This is a genomic window from Bradyrhizobium sp. SK17 (assembly GCF_002831585.1).
Taxonomy (GTDB): domain Bacteria; phylum Pseudomonadota; class Alphaproteobacteria; order Rhizobiales; family Xanthobacteraceae; genus Bradyrhizobium.
Window position 1 is genome coordinate 4,814,406 of sequence record NZ_CP025113.1, and the last position, 11,797, is coordinate 4,826,202.

At 65.7% G+C, this 11,797-nt stretch carries 12 protein-coding genes; 11 read left to right on the forward strand and 1 reads right to left on the reverse strand.

The features are described from left to right. Positions 1-55: 55 nt before the first annotated feature. The 4 genes from CWS35_RS22020 (at position 56) to CWS35_RS22035 (ending at position 3,760) form a co-directional block, all read left to right on the forward strand. The gene (locus CWS35_RS22020) at positions 56-919 is read left to right on the forward strand and encodes a branched-chain amino acid ABC transporter permease (protein WP_024581425.1); all 864 of its coding nucleotides are present in this window, start codon (positions 56-58) and stop codon (positions 917-919) included. Position 920: 1 nt separating this feature from the next. After that, positions 921-1,889 (forward strand): branched-chain amino acid ABC transporter permease, encoded by a 969-nt coding sequence (locus CWS35_RS22025; protein ID WP_024581426.1) that lies wholly within the window; start codon positions 921-923, stop codon positions 1,887-1,889. A gap of 145 nt (positions 1,890-2,034) precedes the next feature. Next, positions 2,035-2,679: a DUF47 domain-containing protein gene (locus tag CWS35_RS22030; protein ID WP_024581427.1), complete on the forward strand. Its 645-nt coding sequence runs from the start codon at positions 2,035-2,037 to the stop codon at positions 2,677-2,679. A gap of 76 nt (positions 2,680-2,755) precedes the next feature. Next, entirely contained in the window at positions 2,756-3,760 is a 1,005-nt protein-coding gene (locus CWS35_RS22035) for an inorganic phosphate transporter (RefSeq protein ID WP_100953736.1), read from the forward strand. Here CWS35_RS22035 and sugE read toward each other — a convergent pair whose 3' ends face one another. Beyond that, positions 3,761-4,075 carry a quaternary ammonium compound efflux SMR transporter SugE gene (sugE, locus tag CWS35_RS22040; protein ID WP_024581429.1) on the reverse strand — a complete coding sequence of 105 codons (315 nt, stop codon included), beginning with the start codon at positions 4,073-4,075 and terminating at the stop codon, positions 3,761-3,763. Positions 4,076-4,232: 157 nt separating this feature from the next. On the opposite strand from sugE, the gene CWS35_RS22045 reads away from it, so the two are divergent. The 7 genes from CWS35_RS22045 (at position 4,233) to CWS35_RS22075 (ending at position 11,690) form a co-directional block, all read left to right on the forward strand. After that, positions 4,233-5,852, forward strand: a complete 1,620-nt coding sequence (locus CWS35_RS22045) for a peptide chain release factor 3 (RefSeq protein ID WP_024581430.1) — start codon at positions 4,233-4,235, stop codon at positions 5,850-5,852. Positions 5,853-6,543: 691 nt separating this feature from the next. Continuing rightward, positions 6,544-7,176 (forward strand): hypothetical protein, encoded by a 633-nt coding sequence (locus CWS35_RS22050; RefSeq protein WP_024581431.1) that lies wholly within the window; start codon positions 6,544-6,546, stop codon positions 7,174-7,176. A gap of 80 nt (positions 7,177-7,256) precedes the next feature. Beyond that, positions 7,257-7,841, forward strand: coding sequence for an NnrU family protein (locus CWS35_RS22055; RefSeq protein ID WP_024581432.1), 585 nt, complete (start codon positions 7,257-7,259; stop codon positions 7,839-7,841). Between the two features lie 2 nt (positions 7,842-7,843). After that, positions 7,844-8,665: a 3-methyl-2-oxobutanoate hydroxymethyltransferase gene (panB, locus tag CWS35_RS22060; protein WP_024581433.1), complete on the forward strand. Its 822-nt coding sequence runs from the start codon at positions 7,844-7,846 to the stop codon at positions 8,663-8,665. Between the two features lie 11 nt (positions 8,666-8,676). Beyond that, positions 8,677-10,275: a class I adenylate-forming enzyme family protein gene (locus tag CWS35_RS22065; RefSeq protein ID WP_100953738.1), complete on the forward strand. Its 1,599-nt coding sequence runs from the start codon at positions 8,677-8,679 to the stop codon at positions 10,273-10,275. Between the two features lie 157 nt (positions 10,276-10,432). Further along, the gene (locus CWS35_RS22070; protein ID WP_024581435.1) at positions 10,433-11,089 is read left to right on the forward strand and encodes a tetratricopeptide repeat protein; all 657 of its coding nucleotides are present in this window, start codon (positions 10,433-10,435) and stop codon (positions 11,087-11,089) included. Between the two features lie 46 nt (positions 11,090-11,135). Then, positions 11,136-11,690, forward strand: a complete 555-nt coding sequence (locus CWS35_RS22075; RefSeq protein WP_024581436.1) for a hypothetical protein — start codon at positions 11,136-11,138, stop codon at positions 11,688-11,690. The last annotated feature ends 107 nt before the right edge of the window (positions 11,691-11,797 follow it).

Consider the following 11,797-nt stretch of genomic DNA (forward strand, 5'->3'; position numbering starts at 1 on the left):
CCGCCGGCCATGCGCGTGGCCGGCGGGCTTCATCTATCTAGCGAAAGCTCATTCGATGCAGGCTCTCTACGCACAGCTTCTGGTGGGACTGATCAACGGCTCGTTCTACGCGCTGCTCAGTCTGGGGCTCGCCGTCATCTTCGGCATGCTCAACATCATCAATTTCGCGCACGGCGCGCTCTACATGATGGGCGCCTTCGTGGCGTATTTCCTGCTCAATCTGGGTGGCATCAACTACTGGTGGGCGCTGCTCATCGCGCCCGTCCTGGTCGGCATCTTCGGCATGATCCTGGAGCGGACCATGCTGCAATGGCTCGCCGGCCTCGACCATCTCTACGGACTGCTCTTGACCTTCGGCATCGCGCTGATCGTGCAGGGCGTGTTCCAGAACTACTTCGGCTCCTCCGGCCTGCCGTACTCGATCCCGGATCAGCTCAAGGGCGGCGTCAATCTCGGCTTCATGTTCCTGCCGATCTATCGCGGCTGGGTGGTCATCTTCTCGCTGGTGGTGTGTCTTGCCACCTGGTTCCTGATCGAGAAGACGCAGCTCGGCGCGTATTTGCGCGCCGCCACCGAGAATCCGACGCTGGTGCGGGCCTTCGGCATCAACGTGCCGCGCATGATCACGCTGACCTACGGGCTCGGCGTCGGCCTTGCCGCGCTCGCCGGCGTGCTGTCGGCGCCGATCAACCAGGTTCGCCCGCTGATGGGCGCCGATCTCATCATCGTGGTGTTCGCCGTGGTCGTGATCGGCGGCATGGGTTCGATCATGGGCTCGATCATCACCGGCTTCGCGCTCGGCGTGATCGAGGGACTGACCAAGTATTTTTATCCCGAAGCCTCCAACACCGTGGTGTTTGTCCTGATGGTGGTGGTGTTGCTGGTGAAGCCAACGGGACTGACGGGACGGGCGGCCTGATATGTCAGCATTGACCGACGATACACTTCCGATGACGCCGCGCGCGATGCGCGACGAGATGATCGTATTCGCCGTGATGGCGGTGCTGCTGGCGATGGTGCCGTTCACCGGGATCTATCCGTTCTTCGTGATGCAGGCATTGTGCTTTGCGCTGCTCGCCTGCGCCTTCAACCTGCTGATCGGCTATGGCGGCCTGCTGTCGTTCGGCCACGCCATGTTCCTCGGCACCGCGGGCTACGTCTCGGCGCACGCGCTGAAGGTGTGGGGGCTGCCGCCCGAGCTCGGCATCCTGGCCGGCGTCGCCGCGGCCGCGCTGCTCGGCCTCGTCACCGGCTACATCTCGATCAAGCGGCAGGGCATCTACTTCTCGATGATCACGCTGGCGCTGTCGCAACTGCTGTACTTCATCTATCTGCAAGCGCCGTTCACCCATGGCGAAGACGGCATCCAGGGCATTCCGCAGGGACGCCTGTTCGGCATCTTCGACCTCTCGAAGCCGATGGTGCTGTATTACGTCGTGCTGGTCGGCTTCCTGGCCGGCTTCCTGTTGATCTACCGCACCATCAACTCGCCGTTCGGCGAGGTGCTGAAGTCGATCCGCGAGAACGAGCCGCGCGCGATCTCACTCGGCTACAAGACCGACCAGTACAAGCTGCTCGCCTTCATCCTGTCGGGCACGCTGGCCGGCTTCGCCGGCTCGCTGAAGGTGTTCGTGGCACAGAACGCCTCGCTGACCGACGTGCACTGGTCGATGTCCGGTGAAATCGTGCTGATGACGCTGGTCGGCGGTCTCGGCACCATCTTCGGCCCGGTGGTCGGCGCCTTCGTCATCATTGCCATGCAGCAATATCTCGCCGGCTTCGGCCAGTGGGTGACGGTGATCCAGGGCGTGATCTTCGTGGCCTGCGTGCTGCTGTTCCGGCGCGGCCTGGTCGGCGAACTGGCCCACATCCTCAGGCGCTCGCTGTAGGGGCAAGGCGGCCGGCGATTCCTCGCCGATAGCAGTGGACGACCGCCCGTTCGGGCGGTCGGGCCCGGTGCATTTAGCGTCAGATGTTCTATGACAGTTTTGTGACAGTCGCTAACAGGCTGTCCCGGAACGATGGAACTGAGACATGCTGCGCTGGTTTCGCGCCTTCTTGCCCAAGGAAGAGCGATTTTTCGACCTGTTCGCCCGCCACGCCCAAACCTCCGTGCAGTGTGCCAAGGCGCTACAGGACATGCTGAAGGGCGGCGAGGAGACCCCGGTCTTCTGCCAGCGCGTCAATCAGTTCGAGAACGACGCCGACAGCGTCACCCGCGAGGTCCTGACCGCGGTTCGCCGCACCTTCATCACCCCGTTCGACCGCAGCGACATCAAGAACCTGATCACCGCGATGGACGACGCGGTCGACCAGATGCAATCGACCGCCAAGGCGGTGATGCTGTTCGAGGTTCGCGAGTTCGAGCCGCCGATGCGGGAGATGGGCGCGCTGATCGTCGAATGCGCCGGCCTGGTCGGCCGCGCGCTGCCTCTGTTGCAGTCGATCGGACAGAACGTCTCGCTGCTGACCCAGATCACCGAGGAATTGACCAAGCTCGAGGGCCGGGTCGACGATCTCCAGGACATCGGGCTCAAGGAGCTGTACCTGAAGCACCGCGACGCCAACACGATGGACTTCATCGTCGGCGCGGAGATCTACGATCACCTCGAGAAGGTGGCCGATCGCTTCGACGACGTCGCCAACGAGATCAACTCCATCGTGATCGAGCAGGTCTGAGCATGATCCGGAAAAGTGTGGAGCGGTTTTTCGATCTGATCATGCTCAAAAAAGAACAATAAAGCGGGGCCATCACGTGGACGCCACGCTGGGTCTTCCGGTTCTCACCATCCTGATCGCGGTCGCGCTGCTGTTCGACTTCCTGAACGGGCTGCACGACGCCGCCAACTCGATCGCGACCATCGTCTCGACCCGCGTGCTGCGGCCGCAATATGCGGTGTTCTGGGCGGCTTTCTTCAATTTCATCGCCTTCGCGGTGTTCGGCCTGCATGTCGCCAACACCATCGGCACCGGGATCATCGAGCCGGCGGTGGTGGACGCCACCGTGATCTTCGCCGCGCTGGTCGGCGCGATCGTCTGGAACGTGATCACCTGGGCGCTGGGGATTCCGTCATCGAGCTCGCACGCGCTGATCGGCGGCCTGGTCGGCGCCGGGATGGCCAAGGCGGGCATTTCGGCGGCGGTCTGGAGCGGGCTGACCAAGACTCTGCTCGCGATCGTGCTGTCGCCGCTGGTCGGCTTCCTGCTGGCGCTGGTGCTGGTCGCGATCGTGTCCTGGCTGTCGGTGCGCTCGACACCGTTCGCGGTCGATCGCGCCTTCCGCATCCTGCAATTCGCCTCGGCCTCGCTCTATTCGCTCGGCCATGGCGGCAACGACGCGCAGAAGACCATGGGCATCATCGCGGTGCTGCTCTACTCGCAGGGGCATCTCGGCGACACCTTCGAGATTCCGTTCTGGGTCGTGCTGGCCTGCCAGAGCGCGATGGCGCTCGGCACCCTGATGGGGGGCTGGCGGATCGTCCGCACCATGGGGCTGCGCATCACCAAGCTGACGCCGATGCAGGGGTTTTGCGCCGAGACCGGCGGCGCCGCGACGCTGTTCATCGCGACCTATCTCGGGGTTCCGGTGTCGACCACCCACACCATCACCGGCGCCATCGTCGGCGTCGGCGCGGCACGGCGGCTCTCCGCCGTGCGCTGGAACGTGGCAAGCTCGATCGTCTACGCCTGGGTGATCACGATCCCGGCGTCGGCGGCGGTCGCCGCCGCGACCTATTGGATCGTGCAGATTCTGAAATAATCAGCCGACCAGCTTCAGCCCGACGATGCCGGACACGATCAGCCCGATGCTGGCAAGCCGCATCGCGGAGGCGGGTTCGCCGAGCAGGATGATGCCGAGCGCCGCGGTGCCGACCGCGCCGATCCCGGTCCAGACCGCATAAGCGGTTCCGATCGGCAGCGTCTTCAACGCCAACCCAAGCAGCAGGATGCTGCCGGCCATCGCCGCAAGCGTCAGCACCGACGGCACCAGCCGCGAGAAACCTTCAGTGTATTTCAGCCCGATCGCCCAGCCGATCTCGAGCAGGCCGGCGGCGAACAGAATGGCCCAAGCCATAGCGGACCCTCCAGATATGGCAGGGTCGTCCCCGCGGATGGGATTGGTGAGGTGAAGGTCGTCCTTCCAGTGGCTATATGGGGGTGGTGCGGCCATTCCGCATTGCGACAAAACGCCCTTGATTGCGCCCGTTTTCCCTGCCAAACGCTGCCCCGCCATGTCCGATACCGCAGTCACCACCGAATCGCCGTCCCGCTCGCCGCTTTCCGAGGAAGTGGCGCGACGGCGCACCTTTGCGATCATCTCGCACCCGGACGCCGGCAAGACCACGCTGACGGAAAAGCTGCTGCTGTTCGGCGGCGCCATCAACCTCGCGGGTCAGGTCAAGGCCAAGGGTGAACGGCGCAACACCCGCTCGGACTGGATGAAGATCGAGCGCGAGCGCGGCATCTCGGTGGTCACCTCGGTGATGACCTTCGAGTTCAACGAACTGGTGTTCAACCTGCTGGACACGCCGGGCCACGAGGACTTCTCGGAAGATACCTATCGCACGCTGACCGCGGTCGATTCCGCGGTGATGGTGATCGACGCCGCCAAGGGCATCGAGGCGCGCACGCGAAAGCTGTTCGAGGTGTGCCGGCTGCGCGACATCCCGATCATCACCTTCATCAACAAGATGGACCGCGAGAGCCGCGACACGTTCGAACTCCTGGACGAGATCGAGAAGACGCTGGCGCTCGACACCACGCCGATGACCTGGCCGGTCGGCCGCGGCCGGGATTTCCTCGGCACCTACGACGTCGTCAATGGCGGCGTCCGGCTGCTCGAGGGCGGCGGCGCCAAGACCGGCGCCACCGAGCAGATCGACATTGCCGATCTCGGCAAGCGCAATCCCAATCTCGACGTCGCCGAAGTCAAGGACGAGCTGGCGCTGGCCTCCGAAGCCTGCAAGCCGTTCGAGCTCGCGGCGTTCCGCGAAGGTCATCTGACGCCGGTCTATTTCGGCAGCGCGCTGCGCAATTTCGGCGTCGGCGACCTGCTGGAAGGTCTCGGCAAGTTTGCGCCGGCGCCGCGCGCGCAGGATTCCGATCTGCGCAAGGTCGAGGCCGCCGAACCGCGCATGAGTGCCTTCGTGTTCAAGATCCAGGCCAACATGGATCCGAACCATCGCGACCGCATCGCGTTTGCCCGGCTGTGCTCGGGCAAGCTGAGCCGCGGCATGAAGGCCAAGCTGGTGCGCACCGGCAAGAACATGAGCCTGTCGAGCCCGCAATTCTTCTTCGCCCAGGATCGCTCGGTGGCCGACGAGGCATTCGCCGGCGACGTCGTCGGCATTCCGAACCACGGCACGCTGCGGATCGGCGACACGCTCACCGAGGGCGAGGATCTGACCTTCGTCGGCGTGCCGAGCTTCGCACCGGAAATCGTCCGTCGCGTCCGCCTGACCGATGCGATGAAGGCGAAGAAACTGAAGGAAGCCTTGCAGCAGATGTCGGAGGAGGGCGTCGTGCAGGTGTTCCGCCCGCGTGACGGTGCGCCGGCGCTGGTCGGCGTGGTCGGTCCGTTGCAGCTCGACGTGCTGAAGGCGCGGCTCGATGCGGAATATTCCTTGCCGGTCGAGTTCGAAATCTCGGAGTTCTCGCTGGCGCGCTGGATCTCGTCCGACGACCGCAAGAAGCTCGATGCTTTCGTGGCCGCCAACAATTCCGGCATCGCCGACGACGTCGACGGCGATCCGGTGTTCATGGCCAAGAACGAGTTCTATCTCGGCTACACCCGCGAGCGCGCCGAGGGCATCATCTTCTCCAACGTCAAGGACGTGAAGAAGAAGGCGTAGTTGCCGCTGCTCCGCTGTCGTCCCCCGGCTCGACCGGGGGACCCGGTACGCCGCGGCTTCTCCGTCTTCGACCGTCTCTGGAATACTGGATCGCCCGGTCGAGCCGGGCGAAGACAGTGGGGGCGTGGCGAGAAGGCTCGCGAACGAGCGTCGTGCCGCATACTCAGTGTCGTCCCCCGACCTGACCGGGGGACCCGGTACGCCGCGGCTTCTCCGTCTTCACGACCGTCTCTGGAATACTGGATCGCCCGGTCGAGCCGGGCGAAGACAGTGGGGGCGTGGCGAGAAGGCTCGCGAACGAGCGTCGTGCCACATACTCAGCGTCGTCCCCGGTTCGACCGGGGGACCCGGTACGCCGCGGCTTCTCCGTCTTCACGACCCTCTCTGGAATACTGGATCGCCCGGTCGAGCCGGGCGATGACAGTGGGGGCGTGGCGAGAAGGCTCGCGAACGAGCGTCGTGCCGCATACTCAGTGTCGTCCCCCGACCTGACTGGGGGACCCGGTACGCCGCGGCTTCTCCGTTCGATCACCGCCGTCTCTGGAATGCTGGATCGCCGGGCTAAAACATCGAGCCGGGCGATGACGGCGAGGTTATGGCGAGAAAAGCGCGAGGACGTGAACCGGCCCCGCTTGATGCGGTCGGGCAGCGGTCCCATTTCTCCCCGGAAGCGCATTCCGGGTCCGCATGCATGCTCCGACGCGTCGCCATCCGCCTCGCTCTTGCCGCGCTAACCGTTGCCGTCGTGGGCACGGCTGCCGCGCGGCAGCGGCACCAGACCAACCCGGTGCCGTTCGCGCACACGCCCTGTAGCGTGCTCGATAACGGGCCGTGCATCCCGTCCTATTGCAGCGTGCTCAATCACGGGCCGTGCCTTCCCGAGATCGATTATCCGTACGGCGAAAATCTCCAGCTCACGATCCTGACCGTGCCGCCGCAAGATCAGGCGGAGAAGTACCGCAAGCCGGACCATGATCTCGATACCATCGGCGATCTGTTCGCCGCGCTGCGCGCCTGCTGGTCGCCGCCGCCACCTGACGATGCGCGCGAGGGCATGCAGATGTCGGTGCGCTTCAGCTTCAAGCGGTCGGGCGAGATGATCGGCGCGCCGCGGCTGACATTTTCAACGCGAGGCATCCCGGCCGATACCCGCACGACCTACCTCAACGCCATCAATGCTTCGCTCGACGCCTGCCTGCCGCTCAAATTCACCGGTGGGCTCGGCGGCGCGCTGGCCGGCCGCCCGATCATGATCCGCTATGTCGACAATCGCGAATTGGCCAAGCCGGCCGGCGATCCGTCCAAGCCTGCCGGCAATCCGTGATCCGACACCCGGCGTGACGCATTGCGCACCGACCGGCGAAGATGTTACGCGAGGATATCAATCTATCAGGGAGGAACATCGTGGGACTGCTCGTCATGATCCTGGGTCTCGTGCTGTTCCTCGGCGTCCATGTGCTGACCAGCCTGCGCGAGTTGCGCGCAAGCCTGGTGAACGCGATGGGCGAGGGCGCCTACAAGGGCGTCTATTCGCTGGTCTCCGCTGCGGGGCTCGCGCTGATCGTCTGGGGCTTTGCGCATTATCGCGCGACCGGGTGGATCGACGTCTGGACGCCGCCGACCGCCTTCAGGCACATCACGGTGGCGCTGATGCTGCCTGCCGTCATCCTCGTCGTTGCCTCCTACATCCGCGGCCGCATCTACACCACGCTGAAGCATCCGATGCTGGCCGGCGTGAAGCTGTGGGCGTTCGCGCATCTGCTCGCCAACGGCGACCTCGGCTCGATCATCCTGTTCGGCTCGTTTCTCGGCTGGGCGGTCTATGACCGCATCTCGCTGAAGCGCCGTGCGGATGCCGGCGCGCCGCCGATCCCGGTCGGCGGAGTCACCAACGACCTGATCGCGGTCGCGGTCGGTATCATCGCTTATCTGGCGCTGGCGTTTGCGTTCCACCCGGTCGTGATCGGCGTGCCTGTCATGGGAGCCTGACTATGTCTGTTCAATCCGCCATCAAGCGCAAGACCGCGCCCGATCTCCGCGCCCGCAAGAACGGCGATCCGATCGTGATGCTGACGTCGTATCACGCGCACACCGCGGCGCTGCTCGACAAGCACTGCGACGCCATTCTGGTCGGCGACTCCCTCGGTAACGTCATGCATGGTTTCGAGACCACGGTGCCGGTCACGCTCGACATGATGATCCTGCAAGGACGCGCGGTGATGCGCGGCTCGCAGCAGGCGCTGGTCGTGGTCGACATGCCGTTCGGCTCCTATGAGGGCTCGAAGGAGCAGGCGTTCCAGTCCGCGGTGCGGATCATGAAGGAAACGCTGTGTGGCGCGGTCAAGCTCGAGGGCGGCGTGCGGATGGCCGAGACGGTGGCGTTCCTGTCCGAGCGCGGCATTCCCGTGATGGGGCATATCGGATTGACGCCGCAGTCGATCAACACGCTCGGCTCGTTCCGCGCGCAGGGGCGCGAGGAAGCCGATTGGGCGCCGATCGAGAACGACGCCAAGGCGATCGCCGAGGCCGGCGCTTTCTCGATCGTGGTCGAGGCGATCGCCGAGCCGCTGGCGCGCAAGATCACGCAGGCGATCGCGGTGCCGACCATCGGCATCGGCGCCAGCGTCGCCTGCGACGGCCAGGTGCTGGTGCTGGAGGACATGCTCGGCCTGTCGGCGCGTGCGCCGAAATTCGTCCGCCGCTACGGCAATCTCGGCCCCGCGATCGAGGAAGCGGTCTCGGGCTATGCGCGCGACGTGAAGAGCCGCGCCTTCCCGGGGCCGGAGCACGTCTACGGGATGAAGAAGAGCTGAACGAGGCGCGCATGGACTGGTCGCAACACGCACTTCCGCCGATGCGGCTCGAGCCGCGCTTCGGTGACCGGGTCGTGCCGGCGTTCGTGGAGCGGCCAGCCAGCCTGTGGGCGATGATCGCCGATGCGGCTGTGCGAAACGGCGACGGCGAAGCGCTGGTCTGCGGCGAGACACGCCTGACCTGGCACGAGGTCGTCGAGACCTCGGCGCGGGTCGCGGCGGGCTTTGCGAAGCTCGGCCTTTCGCCGGGCGACCGCGTTGCGATCCTGCTCGGCAACCGCATCGAGTTCGTGCTGACGATGTTCGCGGCCGCGCATGCCGGGCTGGTGACGGTGCTGCTGTCGACGCGGCAGCAGAAGCCCGAGATCGCCTATGTGTTGAACGATTGCGGCGCGAAATGTCTGGTCCACGAGGCTACGCTGGCCGATCGCATCCCCGACGCCGCTGATATTCCCGGCCTCGCGCATCGGATCCCGGTCGGCGACGACAGCGCGTCGCAATTCGCCGTGCTGCGCGACAATGCTGCGGCCGGGACGCCGGCGGAGGTGAGGGAGGAGGACACCGCGATGATCCTCTACACCTCCGGCACCACGGGCCGGCCGAAGGGCGCGATGCTTGCCCATTGCAACATCATTCACTCCTCCGACGTGTTCGTGTCCTGCCTGAAGCTGACCAGCGCCGATCGCTCGATCGCCGCGGTGCCGCTCGCGCATGTCACCGGCGCGGTCGCCAATGTCACGACCATGGCGCGCTGCGCCGGCGCGTTGATCATCATGCCGGAGTTCAAGGCGGCGGCGTATCTGAAGGTCGCCGCGCGCGAGCGCGTCACCTACACGGTGATGGTGCCGGCGATGTACAATCTCTGCCTGATGCAGCCCGATTTCGACAGCTACGATCTGTCGAGCTGGCGGATCGGCGGCTTCGGCGGCGCACCGATGCCGGTCGCGACCATCGAAAAGCTCGACGCCAAGATTCCCGGACTGAAGCTCGCCAATTGCTATGGTGCGACCGAGACCACCTCGCCCTCGACCCTGATGCCGGGCGAGCTCACCGCCGCCCATATCGACAGCGTCGGCCTGCCGTGTCCCGGCGCCGAGATCATCGTGATGGGAGCTGACGGCCGCGAGGTGCCGCGTGGCGAGATCGGCGAGCTCTGGATCCGCAGCGCCTCCGTCATCAAAGGCTACTGGAACAACCCGAAGGCGAGCCAGGAGAGCTTCACCGCCGGGTTCTGGCACTCCGGCGATCTCGGCTCGGTCGATGCCGCCAATTTCGTCCGCGTGTTCGATCGCCAGAAGGACATGATCAACCGCGGCGGTCTCAAGATCTATTCCGCCGAGGTCGAGTCGGTATTGGCGGGCCATCCCGCGGTGGTCGAGAGCGCGATCATCGCCAAGCCATGCCCGGTGCTCGGCGAGCGCGTGCATGCTGTGATCGTGACCCGCGCCGAGGTCGATGAGGACAGCCTGCGCGCGTGGTGCGCCGAGCGCCTCTCGGACTACAAGGTGCCGGAGACCATGGCGCTCACGGCGCAGCCGCTGCCGCGCAACGCCAATGGCAAGGTGATCAAGCGCCAGCTCAGGGAAAGCCTGACCGCAGCCAAGGCGTGAGCCCGGGGCAGGCAAACTCCCACCGTTAACGCTTTGATCCGCCTCGCTTTGCCTTGCCTCCGCCACACCGTTAGGGTAACGCCGCCGCGATGTGGGGATCGGGTGTGGGCTGGGCTCCACCGAGATTCGCGGTCCCGAGGGGATGGGATAGACTTAAGTGTCTGAATTATTTGACGAAGTAGACGAGGAAGTCCGTCGCGATCAGCTCAAGAAGCTGTGGGACAAGTACTCGATCTTGATCATTGCGCTGGCGATCCTGGTGGTCGCGGGCGTCGGCGGCTGGCGCGGCTATCAGTATCTCGAGGCCAACAAGGCCGCCGAGGCCGGTGCGGCGTTCGACCGCGCCGTCGAGCTGTCGGACCAGAACAAGCATGCCGAGGCCGAAGCGGCCTTTGCCGATCTGATCACCAAGGCGCCGTCCGGCTATCGCACCCTGGCGCGGCTGCGCATGGCTGCCGAGGTCGCGACCCGCGATCAGCCGGCCGCCGCGAAGCTCTACGACGAGATCGCGGCCGACCGCAGCGTCGGCGCACCCGAGCAGGATCTGGCGCGCATTCGCGCCGCGCAGATCGTGATGGAGACCACCACCTATCCGAACATGCTCCAGCGGCTCGAGGCGACGGCGACATCGAAGGATTCGACGTTCCGCCACTCGGCGCGTGAGTTGCTGGCGCTGTCGGCCTGGCACGCCAACGATGCCACCGCCGCGCGGCAGTGGCTCGACCAGATTGCCAATGACGGCGAAACGCCGCCGAGCCTGCGTTCGCGTGCCGAGGCGCTTCAGGCCTTGCTGCCTCCGGTCGCCAAGAGCTGACGAAGAGCTGATCCTGCGTAACTCGAGTTCAAGTGAGAGATCGACCATGCGCCGCTCGCAACGCCTGATCGCAGCCGCAGTCCTGACAGCGCTTTGCGGTGCGCTGGCCGGTTGCGGCAGCGGCGGCATGGCCAATTTCGATCCGAGCGACATGCTCGATTTCCTCGATACCAAGAAGAAGCTGGCAGGCGATCGCAAGCCGGTGTTCCCCGAAGGCGTGCCCGGCCTCGAGCAGGGCGTGCCGAAGGAATTGTACAAGGGCTCGCAGCAGGAACAGCTCGACCAGCAGAACGCCGCGGCCGCCGCTGCGGCTCAGCCCGCTCCGCCGCCCGAGCCGCCGAAGGGCGCCAAGAGGCACGGCAAGCGGGCCGCGCCGGCTGCCGATCAGGCGGCTGCGCCCGACGCGGCAACCGAGGAGGGCGCGCCCGCTGCGCTGCCGCCGGAGCCGAAGCCGAAGAAGATCGTGCGCCGCCGCACCACCGCGCCGCCACCCGACGACCAGCAGGCGCAGCCTGCGGCGCCGGCCCAGCAGACCCAGACCACGCAACAATCCGGCGGCGGGTTCCCCGCGCCGCTACCGAGCGGTACGTTTAGCCGCTAGGGCTGGACTGCGAGGCCGTCTCGCCGCCTCATGGTTCGAGACAGGCGGCGCTGCCGCGCTCCGCACCTCGTCCCGAGAAGGCGCGAAGCGCCGTCTCGCAGGATGCG